Raw genomic sequence first — 17,031 nt, forward strand, 5'->3', positions numbered from 1 at the left:
AAACGCAGGAGGCCATGGCTGTGGCGACTCCTCCGTACGAGAGCGACGCACTGGCCGAGGGGACCGTCGACGCGGTGGTGATCGGCGGGGGCGCCGCGGGGCTGAACGGTGCACTGATCCTCGCCCGCTCCCGCCGCTCGGTCGTCGTGATCGACAGCGGCTCCCCGCGCAACGCGCCCGCGGAGGCGGTGCACGGCCTCATCGCCCTGGACGGCACCCCGCCGTCCGAGGTCCTTCGACGGGGCCGGGAGCAGGTGCGCCAGTACGGCGGGCGCGTCGTGTCCGGCGAGGTGGTCTCGGCCGAGTCCGCCGCCCCGTCGGCGGACGGGGACCTGCGGTTCACCGTCACCCTGGCCGACGGCCGCGGCATCACCGCCCGCCGCATCCTGGTGGCCACCGGCCTGAAGGATGTGCTGCCCGAGGTACCCGGGCTCGCCGAGCACTGGGGACACAGTGTGTTGCACTGCCCGTACTGCCACGGCTGGGAGGTGCGCGATGAGCCCATCGGCATCCTCGCCACCGGACCGGCCTCCATCGGCCACGCGTTGTTGTTCCGTCAGCTGACCGAGGACCTGACCTACTTCACCCACGGCACCGACCTGGACGAGGACAGCCGCGCCCGCTTCGCCGCCCGCGGCATCCGCGTCATCGACACCCCGGTCACCGAGGTCGTCGACGACGAGGACGGTGCCCTCGCCGGGGTGCGCCTGGCCGACGGACAGGTCGTGGCTCGCCGCATCCTCGCGGTCGCCCCGCAGATGCAGGCCCGCACCCAGGGCCTGGAAGGTCTGGGTCTGCCGGTTCAGGACCTGCCGACGGGCCGCACTTTCGCCTCCGGTGTCGACGGCACCACCGAGGTGCCGGGTGTCTGGGTGGCCGGCAACGTCACCGATCCGGTTGCCCAGGTCGGGGCCTCCGCAGCGGCCGGCGCGCTGGCCGGCATCGACATCAACAAGGTGCTGGCCGTCGCGGACACCGACGCGGCCCTCCGGCAGATCGCCGAGGCAAGCCCGGAAGCGGCCACTCGATGATCTTGAAGCCCTGGGATCTCAGCCCGTCCCCCGCTCACCTCACGGGCAACCGAGTGATTCCGCTCGTCCACCCCGTCCCCCTCAGGAGCTACTGATGCCCTTCCTTGCGAACACCCCCGTGGAGAAAATGACCGGGCCGTACACGCGGCGCTGGTTGGCGCTGCTCGTGCTGTGCCTGAGCCTGCTGATCACGGTGATGGCGAACACGTCGCTGATCGTCGCTGCCCCCGACATGACCACCGATCTGGGCCTGAGCAGCAGTGATCTGCAATGGGTCGTCGACAGCTACACCGTTCCGTACGCGGCGCTGATGCTGGTGCTCGGCTCGATCGGCGACAAGTACAGCCGACGCGGCGCGCTGGTCCTCGGCCTGCTGCTCTTCGCCGGCGGTTCGGTGATGGGGAGCATGGTCGACGAGACCTCGCTGGTCATCGTGGCCCGCGCGATCATGGGTGTCGGTGCCGCGGTCGTGATGCCGGCCACGCTGTCCCTGGTGGTCGCGACCTTCCCCCGGAGCGAGCGGACCAAGGCCATCACCGCCTGGGCCGCGACCTCCGGCCTTGCGGTGGCCCTCGGCCCGCTGGTCTCCGGCTGGCTGCTCGAGGACCACGCCTGGGGCTCGACCTTCCTGATCAACGTGCCGATCGCCGTCCTCGCCGTGTTCGGCGCGCTCGCCCTGGTACCGCCGTCCAAGGCACAGGGCATGGACCGGATCGACTACGTCGGTGGTCTCCTTTCGATCGTCACCGTCGGCTCCCTGATCTACGCCGCCATCGAGGGCCCGCACTCCGGCTGGGGCGCCGGCCCCGTCACCGCCGCCGTGGTCGCCGGTATCGGTCTGGTCGCCTTCGTCGCCTGGGAGCTGCGGCACCCGCACCCGATGCTGAACGTCCGAAGGTTCGCGCTGCGGCCCTTCAGCGGCTCGATGCTCGCGGTGATGTTCTTCTTCTTCGGCATGTTCGCAGTGATCTACTACTCGACGCAGTTCCTGCAGTTCGTCCTCGGCTACGGCCCTCTGGACACGGGTGTACGGCTGCTGCCGCTGGGCGGTGCGGTGTTCCTCGGGTCCGCGCTGACCGGGGTGCTCGCCCCGAAGCTGGGGGTGAGGGTGATGGCCGTGACCGGCCTGGCCATCGGCACGGCGGGCATGTTCCTGCTCACGCAGATCGACAAGGGATCGACGTACGGGGACTTCCTGGCGCCGCTGATGATGCTGGGCCTCGCGCTCGGACTGGCCATCTCCCCGGCGACCGACACGATCATGGGCTCCTTCCCCGAGTCCGAGCTGGGAGTCGGCGGCGGTGTCAACGACACCGCGCTGGAGCTGGGCGGGGCGCTGGGCATCGCGGTGCTCGGCTCTCTCCTTGGCACGGCCTACCGGGACGAGCTGACCGACCTGGTGGGCAACCGGCTCCCGGCGGAGGCGATGGAGACCGCCAAGGACTCCGTCGGCGCCGGCCTGGCCGTCGCGCAGCGGGTCGCGCAGGATCCCTCCGCCGGGCCCCAGCAGGCCCAGGCCGCCGTGGACGCCGTCCACCAGGCATTCGCCCACGGAGTCGCCCAGACCAGCCTCATCGGCGGGATCATCATGGCCGCCGGAACGGCGATCGTCCTCGCGGTCCTGCCGGGCCGGCGCGGGTTCGCGAAGCACAACGCCGAGCCGGGGGCCGGGACGACGGCGAACGCGGCGGCGACTGTGCGGGAGCACACCGGGGCCACCCGCTAGATCACCGACGTGGCATCCACCGCGAGACGCGCAGGGCGCGGGCGTGGTCCACGGTCCACAGCCACGCGGATCCTCTGTTGGAACACCTCACCGCCCTCGGCCAGCGGACAGCGACTCTGGGAGCCGTCTGGGAGCCGACCAGTGCAAACATCATCTTCGCAGGCAAGAACAGCGGCCGAACCTCGTTCGGGACGAAGAGGTCGTGGGTTCAAATCCCGCCACCCCGACAGCTGAAACACCAGGTGAGGCACCTAGGAACGTTCCTAGGTGCCTCACCTGTTTTCGTGTGCGTGTCTGTCTGCGTGCCTACCGCTTCGGAGGCGGGGCGGAGGCGGAGGCGTGCCGAAGATCCCGTCCATGGCGGTGGCGCCGGTCTGGATCACCGGGCGGACGGAGCCAGGGCCCTCTCGCATGACGGTCTCGGGCAAGGCTCCCTAGGGGCGGATTCGAAACGTTGTGCTCCGGGAGAATTAATTTCTACGTTCGCCACGGGAGAGTTTAAGCAGTCGCGCGAGGAAGAGTTTTGACGCAACGAGGGGAGCGAAATTATCGATCCGCACCGGCCACCGGGACGTGCTACTGTCGTTTCAGTTGCAGTTGTGGTTCCCAAGATTTCAAGCGCCTCGGCCCAATTCCAGGACCGGAGCACTTCGCATTATTTCTGGCGGGGCAATCATCACGGCGACACGGTTTCCACAGAGTGTGGAGTCCGATGCACTGCCCCAAAGGAGATTGACATGGCTAATGGCACCGTGAAGTGGTTCAACGCGGAAAAGGGCTTCGGCTTCATCGAGCAGGATGGTGGCGGCGCCGACGTGTTCGCCCACTACTCGAACATTGCCGCCCAGGGCTTCCGTGAGCTCCTCGAAGGCCAGAAGGTGACCTTCGACATCGCGCAGGGCCAGAAGGGCCCGACGGCCGAGAACATCGTTCCCGCCTGACGCTGACGCGCACTTTGCAGCTGGGGCCCGCATCCTTCGGGTGGCGGGCCCCAGCTGTATGCATTTTCCGCGGTTTCACCCCGCAGACGCGCCCCTTCGCCCGCGCGTTTTCTTCGCCGGCCAGATTCGCCGTCGTTTACCAACGGTCCATTCTTGTGATTCCCTGCGCCGCTCACTTTTGCGGGAATTCCTTGATGTGCACCGCATCGAGGAAGGTTCCCGTATGAACCGCACGCGCACGAATGACCGCGTCACCCGCACCCGTAGAAGCAGTGCCGACCGTGGAAAGGGCGGGCGTCCCTTCGGTGGCCGTCGGACCGCTGCGCCGCGGGGTGAGTTCGCGCTCCCCGCGACCGTCACGCCCGCGCTTCCCGCCGTGGAGGACTTCGCCGATCTCGGCATGTCCGCGCAATTGTTGGCCGAACTCGGCAGACAGGGCGTCACCGTGCCGTTCCCGATCCAGGGCGCCACGCTGCCGAACTCCCTCGCGGGCCGGGACATCCTGGGCCGCGGGCGCACCGGCTCCGGCAAGACCCTCGCCTTCGGGCTCGCCCTGCTCTCCCGCATCGCCGGACAGCGCGCCGAGCCCCGCCAACCGCTGGGACTGGTCCTCGTCCCCACCCGCGAGCTCGCCCAGCAGGTGACCGATGCCCTCACTCCGTACGCCCGCTCCGTCAGGCTCCGCCTGGCCACGGTCGTCGGCGGGATGTCGATCGGTCGGCAGGCCGGCGCGCTGCGCGGCGGAGCCGAGATCGTGGTGGCGACCCCAGGCCGTCTCAAGGACCTCATCGACCGTGGCGAGTGCCGGCTGGACCAGGTCGGCGTCGTCGTACTGGACGAAGCCGACCAGATGGCGGACATGGGCTTCATGCCCCAGGTCACCGCACTGCTCGACCAGGTGCGCCCCGAGGGGCAGCGCCTGCTGTTCTCCGCCACGCTGGACCGCAACGTCGATCTCCTGGTGCGCCGCTACCTGACCGACCCCGTCGTCCACTCGGTCGACCCGTCGGCCGGAGCGGTCACGACGATGGAGCACCATGTCCTGCACGTCCAGGGCGCCGACAAGCACACCGCGACCACCGAGATCGCTGCCCGCGACGGCCGCGTGATCATGTTTCTGGACACCAAACACGCCGTCGACCGACTGACCCAGGACCTGCTCGACAGCGGTGTGCGCGCCGCGGCGCTGCACGGCGGGAAGTCGCAGCCCCAGCGCACCCGCACCCTGAAGCAGTTCAAGACCGGGCACGTCACGGTGCTCGTCGCCACGAACGTCGCCGCGCGCGGCATCCACGTCGACAACCTCGACCTCGTCGTCAACGTCGACCCGCCGACCGACCACAAGGACTACCTCCACCGCGGCGGCCGCACCGCCCGCGCCGGCGAGTCCGGCAGCGTCGTCACCCTCGTCACGCCGAACCAGCGCCGCGGCATGGTCCGCCTCATGGCGGATGCCGGGATCCGCCCGCAGGTCACCCAGGTCCGCTCCGGCGAGCCGGAACTGCACCGCATCACCGGCGCCCGGACCCCCTCCGGCATTCCGGTCGTCATCAGCGCGCCGGTGGTCGAGCGCCCCCGGCGCGGCGGCGCCACCCGGGGCCGTCGCCGTCCCGCTTCGGCGAGCCGGCGCGCGTCCGTACAGCAGCGCCCTGTCGAGAAGGCGGCCTAGGGCCTGCCGTGTCCGCCCCTTCGTGATCGCGATCGGGAAGCTGATCCCTCTCTGTAGGAGACATCCTTTGACGCTGGTTCAGATGCAGCAGCTCCGCCCGACGCACGCGGAGGAAGCCGGACCGAGGGTCTGGGGCGACATGACGGTCGAGGTCGCGCTGTCCGTCATGGCCGGGGCCCGAGTCGGGCACCTGCTCGTCTGCGACGAAGACGGCAGGCGCACCGATCTGCTCACCCTGGCCCGGCTCACCGCCGTCCGTGACAGCTCCGGATACACGGACCGAATCTGCCTGCGCGACATCAGCCGCTGAATCAGCTCGCCCCTGTCGGTCCCGCCCCCCTCTCCTCTCCTCTCCTCTCCCTGTGAGGTCTCATGCGCTGTGTCATCGCCCGCTTCCCGTTCGACCTGACCAAGGCCGGCGTGCTGGAGACGATGAAGGGCGTCAAGCCCGAGCCGGTCACCGACGGGTCGGAGTCGGTGACCATCGGGCGCCGCCAGTACCCCGTCAAGCAGGTCGGCCAGGTGATCACCCGCCAGGACCGCCGTGACTTCAGTGCCGGCGAGGTCGTCCGGGCCATGACCCAACTCGGCTTCACCTGCCGTACGGTCCCGGCGGCCGCGCCCGCCGCGCCCGCCGCGCTTTCGTCGCTCAGCCCGCTCCAGCGGGCCTCCGCCATGCTGGGGAGCAGCGTGGCCTGACCCACGACGAGGCCGGTACGCGAACGGCACGAGAACCGCAGTGAGGGCCCGACCGGCACGACCGGTCGGGCCCTCACTGCGTGCCGGACCGTCGCATCCATACGCCGGCGGAGACGACTACCTCATCAACCGGCATCCGAAAAACTATCCTCGCCGGAGTAGACATTGGGTTCTCGCGTGGTTATGGTTTCTGTTGTAGCCAGGATCGAGTGGCCCGGCAGACACGAACTGCCGGGCAGCAGTACTCGCATCACGGTGCGGTGGTGGAGTTTCGAAGCCAGGGTTGTTGCAGGTCGGCGACGGGACTGACCACCGGACCGGGCGGCCCGCAGTGATGAGGGGCCGCCACAAGCAGGACAGTTGTTCCGTACGAAAGTGAATGACCCAGAGGGAAGAACGGAGGAATCGATCGCCATCAGGATCGCCCGGGCGCAGAACTGAACCCGGGTACCGCAGGACATCGATAGGCAGGTGGTCTCCGGTCACGCATCCGCGATCCCCGCACACCCGTCAGCGTTCTGGACGGTCATGCGGAAACAAGAGGCCGACGCAGCATCATGGTCGGCAGATGGTGTAGTAGTTCCTTCGGGGCCCTGGTGCCGTACGGCGCCAGGGCCCCTCGACGCGTTCCACAGAGAGGTGAAATGACAGCAGACAACTCGCTGGGCCGTCTCGATGACGACGACTACCCCGCCTACACCATGGGCCGGGCCGCCGAGATGATCGGTGCCACTCCCGGCTTCCTGCGCGCCATCGGCGAGGCACGGCTGATCACCCCCCTGCGCTCCGAAGGCGGGCACCGCCGGTACTCCCGCTACCAACTGCGGATCGCAGCCCGCGCGCGTGAGCTCGTCGACCAGGGCACCCCGGTCGAGGCCGCGTGCCGGATCGTCATCCTCGAGGACCAGCTCGAAGAAGCCCAACGCATCAACGCCGAGTACCGACGCGCCGCCGAATCCTCCGGCCCGGCCACCACGGCCTGAGGCGGGCACCCGCCCCCTGCCCGGCAGAACAGGCCGCGCCGTCCGCGCCATCCAACGATCCCTGTTGACCTCGCTGCCGATGGTGCGACTCAGCCGCCGAGGACCGCAGCGCAGGGCTGCCGCCGGACCCTGCCCCGAGTACGGCGGCGGTACTCGGCGCTGAGTCCGGCCAGGCCTCACAACGGGGAGAACGCGCCTCCCCCGGGTGGATCTGCTTCCCGGGAACTGTCGGCGGACAATGGCGGGATGACGTTGACGGTGTGGGTCGATGACTGGCAGATCCAGTGTTGTGGAGAGTTTCACGCCCGGGGACGTCGTCTCGTGGCAGTTGCTGGAGATCGATCCGGAGGACTACGCCGATGTCGTCGGGGACGAGCGGGCGGCGGGGATCGACTTTCGGGAGGAGCACCACGGCCCGGGGGAAGAGAGGGCGACGACTACGTTGCGCGTCCTGACCGTCACGGAGGTGCACTGCCGATACGAGGTCCCTTCGGGCAGCGCGTCCCCGATGCAGCACCCGGTGCGGGGGACGACCGTATTGGTTTCCGTCGGCAAGGCGGACGGGTGGGCGGACGCTCGCCCGGGTGTCAGCTTCGCCGGATACCTCGTGACTGCCGAGCAGGCATCGGGCGGCCCGGAAGGAGCGATGCCTCGTGGCTGACGAGAGCGCTGCGGACTCTCTGCTCCTGGCCAACTTCCGCGTGAACCTCGTGCCTGCGGTCCTGGCTCTGGCCAATCCGCCCTGGCAGCGGGATGTGTGGCTCGACCCGGCGACGTTCGAGAATCTGGATCACGTCTTCCACGTGCTCTTCGACGACTTCTGCGACGCCGACGAGCCCGAGCAGTATCTCGGTGTCAGCCTGCGGACCGAGGAAGAGGTCTCCCTCATGCGGGAGCTGGGTGTCGCCCTGCACGAGGCCAAGACCGGCGGCGGCTCATCTCGTTGATTCCGCGCGACGATGACCGTTCCACGCCGCCCGAGCAGCCGCCCCGGCATCAGCCCGTGGTGGCGTCGGCCCCGGTAGGAGGTCCGGGCCGGGGGACGCCTCGACGGGGGTGCCTGTCGTGAGGGCGGTGAGCAGTGCGGTCAGTAGTGACGCTGCGCTGGAGTCCGTCAGGTGGGCGGGGAGTGCGTGGGTCAGTCGTTGTGCGCGGCGCCAGGCGCGGCCCGTGCGGCCCGCGTGGTGGTCGGACAGGGCCAGGGCGAGGCGGGCGTGGAAGCCGGACCAGGCGTCGCTGAGGATGCCGGGTTGGGCCAGGGCGCGGCGGGCGAGGGCGCGGGCGGTCTTCGGGGCGGTGGCCGCGTGGGCCACGGCCAGGAGCGCGAGGCTGAGCGCCGGGGTGGGCCCGTCGGACGCGTGGGCCGGGATGATGCGCGCCGCGTCCCTCAGCAGGCGGTCCGCGCTGGTGAGGTCGCCCTGGCGCCAGGCGATGAGGCCCTGCACGTGAGCGATGCGCCCGGCGTCGGCGGTGTCCGCGTCGAGGACGGCCTGCCCCCAGGTCTGCGCCAGCAGGCGGGTCGCCATCCGGGGAGAGTGCTGCGCGGTGAGCATGCCCGCCAGCCAGGGGGCCCGCCACAGGTCCGGGCTGCGCGGCGGGCACAGCGCACGCAGCAAGTGGTGGCGCCGCCCGGGGTCGCGGGTGTCGTGGGCGGTCCACCAGAACCACAGCCGGGCCACGATCTCGCCGAGGGTCTGTGTGTGCGGCGGGCCGCCGGGGGTCTGCTCCAACAGCGCCCAGATGTTGGCCCGTTCGGCCCTGAGCAGGGCGACGGCCTCGTCGGGGCTGCCGGTGCTCCACAGTTCCCCGGCCACGGTGGCGACCTGACGGCCATGGATGAGGAATCGTTCCAGCGCGGCTTCGGACTCGCCCGCGCGGCACAGTGCCTCACGGCCGAACTCCCGGGCCGCGCGGCTCATCACGTAGCGCCGCCCTCCCGGTACGCCCTCGTCGCCGCACCGTTCCACCACGCCCACGGCCGCCAGCCGGGCCAGGCAGCCGCGCACCGCGTCGACCTCCACGCGGCCGCCCGAGCACAGGAACACGGCGGCCGACTCGGCGAACGGGCCCTCGAACACGCTCGCCCGGGCCCAGACCGCCTTGTCCCGCCGCTCGCACAGTGCGTAGACCGCGCCGAGAGCCCGGCGCAGGGAGCGGTGCCGGACGACGGCGGCGTCCGGGTGGGTGAGCCAGCACTGGTTGTACCGCAGGCGTGCCAGGAGTTCGTCCGGGTCCAGGTGGGTCAGTTGCTGCGCGGCCTGTGCGAGGGCCAGGGGCAGGCCGCCGAGGACGTCGCAGATCGCGGCCATGGTGTGCAGCACCGTCGGGTCCACGATGAGGTGCGGACGCACCTCACGGGTTTGTGCGAGCAACAGCCTTACTGCTGGAGGGAGTTGATCGGCTGCGTGTGCTGTGTTCAGTGGCTTCAGGCGCAGCGTGCGTTCTTGTGCCGCACCCAGCGGCCGGCGGGCGGTGACCAGGACACGTAGCGTCGGGAACTTCCGCAGGAGGACGGTCGTCGTGCGCAGGCAGGAATCGAGCAGCGGGTCGATGTCGTCCAGGGCGACGAGGAGCGGTGCCGTCAAGTCCGTGTGCGGGGGCTGTAGTTCGGCCAGCGCTGCCACGGCCGCCTCGGGGTCGTCGTGGCTGATCGCCGTCGCCAGCGCGGCCGACGCGGGCTCTTCGGCCGAGCGCGGGCCCGGCTGGGGCCGCCTGACACGGACGACGGTGCACACGCCCTGCTGCGCGAGTGCCGCGAGCACCTGTTCCGCGAGAGCGCTCTTGCCCACCCCCACCGGGCCCGTCACGGTGACCAGCCGGTGCTCGCGCAGCAGGGTCTCCAGTGCGGCCGCCGCCTCCTCGCGGCCCACCAAGTCACCTTCCAGGGCTGCCCATTGACCGACGGACCGGCCCATGGTCCGGCTCGTCGTCGGACTCACCGCCGCCCCCGGCCCTCCAGGTGATACGTCACTGCACCTTCCGTTCCGTCCGTCGCGATCCCTGTCGGTCGCAGGGGGAACAACGCGGGTGACGGGACATGGTGGCGTACCGGGATCACCCTTCACCCCGTACGCGTAGGCGTAGGCGTAGGAACGTATGGCTCATGCGTAGTGCGCGAGGCCGTTCGGTGAGGCGGGGGGCAGGGCTTCGGCGAGCCGGGACGGGGCGGTGAGCGTTCCGCTGCCGTCCGGTGGCACCAGCCAGCGCAGACCGCGGGAGGTGACCTCGGGGTGCGGGGCGACCAGCCAGGCGCCCGCTCCGACCACGCGCACACCGGCGCGGAAGGACGCACCGGCGGTGCCCGGCGGGACGAGGAAGCAGACTCGGGTGCCCGCGGTGTCGGCCAGTACGGGGCCCGGTCGCGGGCCGTGCGCGGTCAGGCGGTCGAGCGCGGACCGGCCGGCCGTGCCCGCGGCCAGGACCACGTCCCACCACCGCCCCACCGCGAGCAGTCCGACGTCCAAGGGGTCACGCTCCCACCGGCGGACGAGTCGCGCCGGGTCGGTTGCGGCGGATGCCAGCCACTCGGCTGCGTTCAGGTCCGGCTGGGGCACGGTCGACGTCCTTCCCAAGGGCGGGCACGGGATCACAGGAATCCTGCGTGGCCCGCCCCGGGAGCGCGAGTCGTGCGGGACCTCGCTCGACCGAACGAGTTCCCGGACCACCAGCGGCGTTTCGCAAGATACGTATACCTAGAGACCGCCGCGTGCGGGACGGGACCCCGCCCGGCGCTGCACTCTGAGGGCACACCGCGAGAGCGGGCGAGGCGCTGTTCCCCTCCTGGCGCCCACGGCCCAAGACCCCGGCCGTTCGCCCTCTCGATCCTGCGACCGCCCTGTCGGCGGGGCGGTCGCGGGGCGGTGCCACAGGGCTGTGTGGACATCGCGTGAATACTGTCCATTCGCGACTCCTCGGACAGGCCGCCTGCCACAATTCTGTCGTGACAGTGGACGAAGTGCGTACGACGGCCAGCACTCTTCCCGCCGAGCTGACCCGCTTCATCGGGCGCCACGACGACGTCTCCCAAGTGAGGGCGGCGCTGGGGCAGTTCCGCCTGGTGACGGTCACCGGGCCGGGCGGCGTCGGCAAGACCCGCATCGCCCTGAAGGCCGCGTCCACCCTGACCCCCGTCTTCGACGAGCGCGTGTACTTCGTCGAGCTGTCCGCCCTGCGCGACCCGGCCCCTGCTCGCGCACACCGTGGCCGCGGCCCTCGGACTGACCGAGACCCGCGCCCCGTTGGACGCCGTCGTCGCTTATTTGCGTCAGGGGCCCGCGCTCGTGGTCCTCGACACCTGTGAGCATCTGGCCCAGGAATGCGCCGAGTTCGCGGAGGCGCTGCTCGTCCGGGCCCCGGACACCCGGGTCCTGGCCACCAGCCGGCACCCGCTGAACGTGCCGGCCGAGCACCTGTATCAGGCCGCCCCGATGTCCATCGGCAGTGACGGCGGGGACGCGCTGACCCTCTTCGAGGAGCGGGCCGCCGCGGTCCTGCCCGGCTTCGCCGTCGACGGCAGCAACCGCGCCGACGTGATACGGCTGTGCCGCCGCCTGGACGGGCTGCCGCTCGCCATCGAACTGGCCACGACCTGGCTGCGGGCCGTCCCCATGGACGTACTGCACCGTCAGGTCGAGGACCGGTTCCGGGTCCTCGACATCGGGCAGCGCGGATCGGGGCAGCGGCAGCGCGCGATGCGCACCGTGATCGACTGGAGCCGCGATCTGTGCACCCCGGCCGAGCGGCTGCTGTGGGCGCGCCTGTCGGTCTTCCGCGGGCCCTTCGACGTCGATGCGGCCGAACAGGTCTGTGCAGGTGGGGAGTTGACCGGCTTCGACGTGGTGCAGGCGCTCGTCGGGCTCGTCGACAAGTCCGTCGTGCAGCGCATCGGGCCCGACGGCCGCTGGTACCGGATGCTGGACACGCTGCGCGAGTACGGCGACGGCATGCTGGCCGAACACGGGGGAAGCACGGGGCTGCGCCGCGCGCACGCCAGGTATCTCGCCGCGCTCACCGAGGACTTCAACCGGGACTTCCTCCGTGATGCCCTGGTGCCCCGCTACCGCGCCCTGTACCGCCAACATGCCGACATCCGGGCGGCGTTCGACCACTGCCTCCAGGATCCCGAGAGCCGTCCCCTGGCGGTCGTCATCATGCGGGGCCTGTGGTTCTACTGGGTCATCTCGGGCATGTTCACCGAGGCGCGGCTGTGGTGCGAGAAGATCGCCGCCCAGTACCCGCCGAGGAGAGCCTGGCCATCGCCGAGACGAGTGGGGATCGCCAACTGGCCATCCAAGCCCGTCTGTTCCACCTCGTTCCCGCCACCCTCAATGGCCTGTACGAGCAGGCGGAGACGGTCGCGGCGGAGGCGCTGAAGCTCCTCGAGGGCTCCGACGACGACACCAGCCGGTTCATCCTGCGCTTCCAGATCTCCTACAGGCCCGGCCCGACGAACAGGTTCGTCAGCGACCCGTGCAGGGCCTGGCCGCCCGAGAAGTACTGGGAGTGCGGCATCGGCGTGCGGTGGTACAGGACCGAGACCTCGTGCAGCTTCTTGCGGAAGACGGTGTGCCAGCCCCTGCGGGTCTCCAGGCCCTTGCGCCCGGTGCGCACCGGTACGGCGCCGTAGACCACCTTGCGGCCGCGCTGCACCCACATCAGCTGCCGGGTCAGGTCGACGCAGGCCACGCGGCCCTTGCGGACCGGGCAACGGCCCGCGGCGTTCGGATTCTTGCGGGCCACGGCGACCGTCAGCATGTGCCGTGTGGCCGGGCTCGCGTACCCGTTGGCGGGTGTGACGCCCTCGCGCCGCTGGAACGCCTGGATCGCGCGGCAGTCCGCCTCCGACTGGCTCCCGTCGACGCGCAGCCCCAGCATCTTCTCGACCTGCTTCTGATACGGCCCGGGGGCCAGCACGCACGCCGTGCCCCGGGCCCCGACGGGTTCGGCGGCGGTCAGGGCACCTCCCCATACGCGCCTGTAATCCATGCTGTCGACCTCTCGTGCAGCGGAACGGTGAACGGTCCTTCCTGCTCACGGGTTTATCCCACGAGCTGTTTGACGCATCGTCAGGCGCTCCGAACGAGCGTCACGGAGCGCCGAACGGCCCAACCGCCGCACAGACGCAGATCACCGCGAGCAGCGCGCCCACGCTGCACAGGGTGAGGACCCCGCTCCAGAAGGCCCCGTCGTACCGCCGCCGGTACCTGCGCCGCCGCGCCCTCACGACGGCGCCGCCTGCCGCCGCGCCACCCCGTGCTCGTCCTCCAGGTGCGTACGCAGCCGTACGTTCATGTCGGTCTGCTCGCTGTAGTCGTACGCGGCACGCGCCCGCGCCCGCCGGTCCGCGAACCCGGCACAGACCCCGCACCCGTCGACCGGCACGGCGGGCTCCGGGACCCCGTGCGTCTCCAACTCGCGCTCCCGTACGCCGACTTCACCGTCCTGCCCCGCCGCGTGGGCCGCATCCCGCTGGGCCCGCAAGGCAGTGCACACGTCGCAGTAGCCGACCGGCACCTTCCCGCTCGCTCCCTTATCCGTCTTCATCGGCGTATCCCGTCTTTCTTCAGCATTCGCCCCTGCGCAGCGCATCGGCAGGGTTACCGTGCGTGGTGGGCGGTGATACGAGGATGCCGCCGCGCGGAGCCGAAAACGCCCTGGAGCAGCGCAAGTTCAACTCCTGGCCGCCAAATTCAACAAAGGCAACAGGGAGGGCGACCCCATGCCGATGAGACGGACCGTCACCGACCGCAGCACCGAACCCCGCCGCCGTTACGCCGAGCAGGCCCACATCCTGCGCCAGCGCAACGGCCTCAGCCTGCGCCAGCTCGCCAAGAAGGCGGGATGGGACGCGTCCCAGCTCAGCAAGGTGGAGGGCGGTCAGACCCTGGGCGGCCCCGAACTGGCCCAGGCCCTGGACGACGTCTACGGAACCCCCGAATTCATGCTCACCCTCTGGGAGTTGGCGCAGAACGACCCGACGCAGTTCAAGGAGCAGTACCGGCGGTACATGTCCTTGGAGGCGGAGGCGACCAGTCTTTGGCATTTCGGGATCAGCAGCGCCCCAGGCCTCTTGCAGAGCAAGGGTTACGCGACCGAGCTGCTTGCCGCAGGTGGCCATGAGGGCGAGGAGCTGGCCCGACAGGTCGAAGCCCGCCTCGGCCGCGCCGAGTTGCTGACGAAGGAGGGCGCCCCGAACTTCCGCAGCATCCTGTCCGAGGCTGTCCTGCGACTGGGGCTACGTGATCCACAGGCCCAACGTGTCCAACTGGAGCATCTGTTGGACGCCTCCCTGCGCCCGAACGTCGTACTCCAGGTGCTGCCGTTCAAGGCCGGACCCTTCGGGCTGATGCACACCCAAGTGATGTTCCTGCGTGATGCGAACGGACGTACGGTGGCGTACACGGAGAACGACGTCCACGGTGAACTCATCGAGGACAACAGCCGAGTTGAAAGGTTGCAGCTCGCCTACGATGCGATGCGTGACCTGGCGTTGTCCCCCGCCGCGTCGCGGGAGTTCATCGGGGAACTGCTGGAGGGAGCACCGTGCGCACCACCATTGATCTGACAGCCGCGACCTGGCGCAAGAGCAGCTACAGCAACACCGACGGCGGCGAGTGCCTGGAGGTCGCCGACCACATGCCGGAGGCCGTCGTCCCCGTCCGTGACTCCAAGAACCCGTCCGGCCCCGCCCTCGTCTTCAAGGCGCACGCCTGGTCGGCCTTCGTGGCGGCCGTTCGGCGCACCGAGTGACACGACCCCGCCGACCGTGATCCCCCGGGCCGGGCGAGGAACCCTCCCCGCATGGCTCGTTACAGATGGACCGCAGCGGTGCTCGCCGCCTCCGTGGTGTTCGGGATGACCGGCGGCGTGAGCGGCGCCGCGGACGACGGGAGCGGCGGGCGCGGGCTGCGGCCGCCCGGTGGGGCCGTGGTGGTGACGCCGCCGTCGCCCGCCGACGCCCCTGCCGACCGCGAGGAGATCGGCGACGACGCCGTCCGCTCGCGCACCGCCCGCGTGGGCGCGTCCGCCGTGGACGTGATGTGCGGGCGCGGCCCCGGTGACGAGGTGATCTTCCCGCTCTTCGACGACACCCGGGTCCACGTGACGGAGGAGTCGCACGCCATCGAGGACGGGCGGCTCATGTGGTCAGGGACCGTCGCCGGTGCCGAGGACGCGGACGTCGTCGCCACGCTGGAGAGCGGCTGCGACGGGAGCCCCGGGGACGCCGTGCTCAGCGCCCAGTTCATGCTGGGCGGCGACGCGTACGTGGTGGAATCCGCGGGCCCCGGCCAGGTGACGATCAGTGAGCTGACGCCGATGGCCGAGGAGGACGAGACCCCGCTGGCCGCGCCGCCCGCGTCCGCGCCCGCCCGGCCCGCACCGGCTCCGGCCCCGCCCCTCGCGGGCCCCGACTGCAAGGGCGCCAAGGGCATCAACGTCGTCGACGTCCTGATCGGCTACACACCAACAGCCCGCAAGGAGGCCGGCGGCGACCGGCAGATCCGCACCCAGGCCGCCCGCGCCGTCGCTCTCGCCAACGACGCCTTCGCCGACAGCAGGGCCAAGGTCCGCCTGCGCCTCGTGCACACCGCCGCCACCGGGCCGCTGCCCGCCCGCCTGGACACCGTCGGCGAGCCGCTGCTGCGGGCCGTCGCCGACCCGGGCGACAAGGTCGCCGACCAACTCCTTGCCCAGCGCGACCAGTTCGGGGCCGACCTGGTCTCCGTGCTCGCGGGCGGCAAGACGTACGGCGGCCTCGGCTACGTACCGCCGTCGCCCGGTCCGCGTACGACGAACTACGGCTTCTCGGTCGTCGCGCAGAGCGCCGTCGGCCACTACTCGTTCGGCCACGAGATCGGCCACAACCTGGGCGCCTCGCACGACCGCGTCACCCAGCCCGTGCAGCCCCCGCCGTACGGGGCCAACGGCTACTTCCCGCGCGACGGCGACTGGTCGACGATCATGGCGTACGAGTCCGGGTGCCGTCGCGCCACGCACGGGCCCTGCAACCGCATCAACCAGTTCGAGAACCCGAACCGGCGCTACCGCGGCGAGGCCCTCGGCGTCCCGCTCGGCAAGCGCAACGAGGCCGACACCGTCGACGTGTTCGCCCGCACGGCCAAGGCGGTCGCCGCCTACCGCCCGGCCCGCACCGCCCCGTCCCTGTGCACGGTCAAGGGCGCGGCCTCCCCCAAGGGCGCGGGCTCCATCACCGCCGCCCGCCCCGGGCCGTACCAGCCCGGCTCCAGCGCCGCCTTCACCGCGAACGCACGTAAGGGATACGTCTTCGACCACTGGGTCCTCGACGGCAAGAAACTGCGCGGCAAGGCGGCCACCACCCGCGTCGGCATGGCCCGCGACCGCACCCTGACCGCCGTCTTCCGCAAGGGCAAGGCCCCCACCTCGAAGGTCACCGCGAAGACCCACGGCAAGGGCAAGGTCGTCCGCGCGTCGGGCCGCCGCGGCATCGAGGCCGACGGCAGCGTCCTTGAGGGCAGCGACCTGCTGTACGAGGCCGAGGCCGCACCCGGCTGGCGGTTCGCCGGCTGGCAGCTCGACGGGTCGTACGCGGGAGAGGACGACACCGTCGCGCTCGACGTCGGCGCCGACGACATGGAGCTGACCGCCCGCTTCGAGCCGCGCAGCCGCACCGTCGGCCTGTTGACCGTGGGCGGCAACGGCACCCTCACCGCCTCCGAGCCCGGCCCGTACGCCGAGGGCGACACCGTCCACGTCAGCGCCGTCCCCGAACCCGGCCACGTCTTCGTCGACTGGCTGCTCGACGGCAGGCCCTACGGCGGCGACGAGGAGAAGGCCCAGGGCGAGACCTCGCTCCTCCTCGACGACCACGACCACACGCTCACGGCGGTGTTCCGCTGCGGCTGCGAGCGCGGTGACGGGTCTCGTTGAATGCCGTCAGGCAATCCGTCAGGCAGCCGAACGCCCCCAACCTTGCGTGTGGTTGGGGGCGTTGTGGCGGTGA

Annotated in this window: 17 protein-coding genes; 13 read left to right on the forward strand and 4 right to left on the reverse strand. The window is 70.8% G+C overall.

What is annotated here, in order from left to right; genetic code table 11:
- The first annotated feature begins 14 nt into the window (after window positions 1-14).
- The 9 genes from ACIBUY_RS13450 to ACIBUY_RS13490 all read left to right on the forward strand — a co-directional run bounded on the left by ACIBUY_RS13450 (window position 15) and on the right by ACIBUY_RS13490 (window position 7,996).
- Complete coding sequence (locus tag ACIBUY_RS13450) at window positions 15-1,031, forward strand: NAD(P)/FAD-dependent oxidoreductase (protein WP_399152872.1); 1,017 nt, start codon at window positions 15-17, stop codon at window positions 1,029-1,031.
- A gap of 94 nt (window positions 1,032-1,125) precedes the next feature.
- A complete protein-coding gene (locus ACIBUY_RS13455; RefSeq protein ID WP_399152614.1) occupies window positions 1,126-2,757 on the forward strand; it encodes an MFS transporter in 1,632 nt (543 codons plus the stop codon).
- Window positions 2,758-3,494: 737 nt separating this feature from the next.
- Complete coding sequence (locus ACIBUY_RS13460) at window positions 3,495-3,698, forward strand: cold-shock protein (RefSeq protein ID WP_055566644.1); 204 nt, start codon at window positions 3,495-3,497, stop codon at window positions 3,696-3,698.
- Between the two features lie 223 nt (window positions 3,699-3,921).
- Complete coding sequence (locus ACIBUY_RS13465) at window positions 3,922-5,367, forward strand: DEAD/DEAH box helicase (RefSeq protein WP_365564712.1); 1,446 nt, start codon at window positions 3,922-3,924, stop codon at window positions 5,365-5,367.
- A gap of 82 nt (window positions 5,368-5,449) precedes the next feature.
- Window positions 5,450-5,677 carry a hypothetical protein gene (locus ACIBUY_RS13470; RefSeq protein WP_399152615.1) on the forward strand — a complete coding sequence of 76 codons (228 nt, stop codon included), beginning with the start codon at window positions 5,450-5,452 and terminating at the stop codon, window positions 5,675-5,677.
- 62 nt (window positions 5,678-5,739) lie between these two features.
- A complete protein-coding gene (locus ACIBUY_RS13475; RefSeq protein ID WP_365564716.1) occupies window positions 5,740-6,066 on the forward strand; it encodes an SCO5918 family protein in 327 nt (108 codons plus the stop codon).
- Between the two features lie 644 nt (window positions 6,067-6,710).
- Window positions 6,711-7,049 (forward strand): MerR family transcriptional regulator, encoded by a 339-nt coding sequence (locus ACIBUY_RS13480; RefSeq protein WP_365564718.1) that lies wholly within the window; start codon window positions 6,711-6,713, stop codon window positions 7,047-7,049.
- Between the two features lie 268 nt (window positions 7,050-7,317).
- Window positions 7,318-7,710: a DUF6578 domain-containing protein gene (locus ACIBUY_RS13485; protein ID WP_399152616.1), complete on the forward strand. Its 393-nt coding sequence runs from the start codon at window positions 7,318-7,320 to the stop codon at window positions 7,708-7,710.
- The gene (locus tag ACIBUY_RS13490; protein ID WP_365564723.1) at window positions 7,703-7,996 is read left to right on the forward strand and encodes a hypothetical protein; all 294 of its coding nucleotides are present in this window, start codon (window positions 7,703-7,705) and stop codon (window positions 7,994-7,996) included. Before ACIBUY_RS13485 ends, ACIBUY_RS13490 begins: the two co-directional genes overlap by 8 nt.
- Here the strand turns inward: ACIBUY_RS13490 and ACIBUY_RS13495 are convergent.
- Both ACIBUY_RS13495 and ACIBUY_RS13500 read right to left on the reverse strand, forming a co-directional pair.
- Window positions 7,985-9,919 carry a hypothetical protein gene (locus ACIBUY_RS13495; protein WP_399152617.1) on the reverse strand — a complete coding sequence of 645 codons (1,935 nt, stop codon included), beginning with the start codon at window positions 9,917-9,919 and terminating at the stop codon, window positions 7,985-7,987. The genes ACIBUY_RS13490 and ACIBUY_RS13495 overlap by 12 nt on opposite strands.
- 231 nt (window positions 9,920-10,150) lie before the next feature.
- A complete protein-coding gene (locus ACIBUY_RS13500; RefSeq protein ID WP_399152618.1) occupies window positions 10,151-10,714 on the reverse strand; it encodes a bifunctional DNA primase/polymerase in 564 nt (187 codons plus the stop codon).
- Window positions 10,715-11,248: 534 nt separating this feature from the next.
- Between ACIBUY_RS13500 and ACIBUY_RS13505 the strand changes: the two genes are divergently transcribed.
- Window positions 11,249-12,421 (forward strand): ATP-binding protein, encoded by a 1,173-nt coding sequence (locus ACIBUY_RS13505; protein WP_399152619.1) that lies wholly within the window; start codon window positions 11,249-11,251, stop codon window positions 12,419-12,421.
- Between the two features lie 58 nt (window positions 12,422-12,479).
- On the opposite strand, the gene ACIBUY_RS13510 is transcribed toward ACIBUY_RS13505, so the two are convergent.
- Both ACIBUY_RS13510 and ACIBUY_RS13515 read right to left on the reverse strand, forming a co-directional pair.
- Window positions 12,480-13,034: a L,D-transpeptidase gene (locus ACIBUY_RS13510; RefSeq protein WP_365564733.1), complete on the reverse strand. Its 555-nt coding sequence runs from the start codon at window positions 13,032-13,034 to the stop codon at window positions 12,480-12,482.
- 234 nt (window positions 13,035-13,268) lie between these two features.
- A complete protein-coding gene (locus ACIBUY_RS13515) occupies window positions 13,269-13,592 on the reverse strand; it encodes a hypothetical protein (RefSeq protein WP_365564736.1) in 324 nt (107 codons plus the stop codon).
- 175 nt (window positions 13,593-13,767) lie between these two features.
- Between ACIBUY_RS13515 and ACIBUY_RS13520 the strand changes: the two genes are divergently transcribed.
- The 3 genes from ACIBUY_RS13520 to ACIBUY_RS13530 are packed head-to-tail and all read left to right on the forward strand — an operon-like array spanning window position 13,768 to window position 16,958.
- On the forward strand, window positions 13,768-14,613 hold the full coding sequence (locus ACIBUY_RS13520; protein WP_399152620.1) for a helix-turn-helix transcriptional regulator: 846 nt from the start codon (window positions 13,768-13,770) through the stop codon (window positions 14,611-14,613).
- Entirely contained in the window at window positions 14,592-14,798 is a 207-nt protein-coding gene (locus ACIBUY_RS13525) for a DUF397 domain-containing protein (RefSeq protein WP_399152621.1), read from the forward strand. Before ACIBUY_RS13520 ends, ACIBUY_RS13525 begins: the two co-directional genes overlap by 22 nt.
- Window positions 14,799-14,849: 51 nt before the next feature.
- Window positions 14,850-16,958 carry a reprolysin-like metallopeptidase gene (locus ACIBUY_RS13530; RefSeq protein ID WP_399152622.1) on the forward strand — a complete coding sequence of 703 codons (2,109 nt, stop codon included), beginning with the start codon at window positions 14,850-14,852 and terminating at the stop codon, window positions 16,956-16,958.
- The last annotated feature ends 73 nt before the right edge of the window (window positions 16,959-17,031 follow it).

The sequence above is a fragment of the Streptomyces sp. NPDC050085 genome, assembly GCF_044460595.1.
GTDB lineage: Bacteria > Actinomycetota > Actinomycetes > Streptomycetales > Streptomycetaceae > Streptomyces.

Coding starts and splice junctions, on each gene's coding strand:
- ACIBUY_RS13450 (WP_399152872.1), top strand. CDS start 15: ATGGCTGTGGCGACTCCTCCGTACGAGAGCGACGCACTGGCCGAGGGG.
- ACIBUY_RS13455 (WP_399152614.1), top strand. CDS start 1,126: ATGCCCTTCCTTGCGAACACCCCCGTGGAGAAAATGACCGGGCCGTAC.
- ACIBUY_RS13460 (WP_055566644.1), top strand. CDS start 3,495: ATGGCTAATGGCACCGTGAAGTGGTTCAACGCGGAAAAGGGCTTCGGC.
- ACIBUY_RS13465 (WP_365564712.1), top strand. CDS start 3,922: ATGAACCGCACGCGCACGAATGACCGCGTCACCCGCACCCGTAGAAGC.
- ACIBUY_RS13470 (WP_399152615.1), top strand. CDS start 5,450: ATGCAGCAGCTCCGCCCGACGCACGCGGAGGAAGCCGGACCGAGGGTC.
- ACIBUY_RS13475 (WP_365564716.1), top strand. CDS start 5,740: ATGCGCTGTGTCATCGCCCGCTTCCCGTTCGACCTGACCAAGGCCGGC.
- ACIBUY_RS13480 (WP_365564718.1), top strand. CDS start 6,711: ATGACAGCAGACAACTCGCTGGGCCGTCTCGATGACGACGACTACCCC.
- ACIBUY_RS13485 (WP_399152616.1), top strand. CDS start 7,318: ATGACTGGCAGATCCAGTGTTGTGGAGAGTTTCACGCCCGGGGACGTC.
- ACIBUY_RS13510 (WP_365564733.1), bottom strand. CDS start 13,034: ATGGATTACAGGCGCGTATGGGGAGGTGCCCTGACCGCCGCCGAACCC.
- ACIBUY_RS13515 (WP_365564736.1), bottom strand. CDS start 13,592: ATGAAGACGGATAAGGGAGCGAGCGGGAAGGTGCCGGTCGGCTACTGC.
- ACIBUY_RS13520 (WP_399152620.1), top strand. CDS start 13,768: ATGCCGATGAGACGGACCGTCACCGACCGCAGCACCGAACCCCGCCGC.
- ACIBUY_RS13530 (WP_399152622.1), top strand. CDS start 14,850: ATGGCTCGTTACAGATGGACCGCAGCGGTGCTCGCCGCCTCCGTGGTG.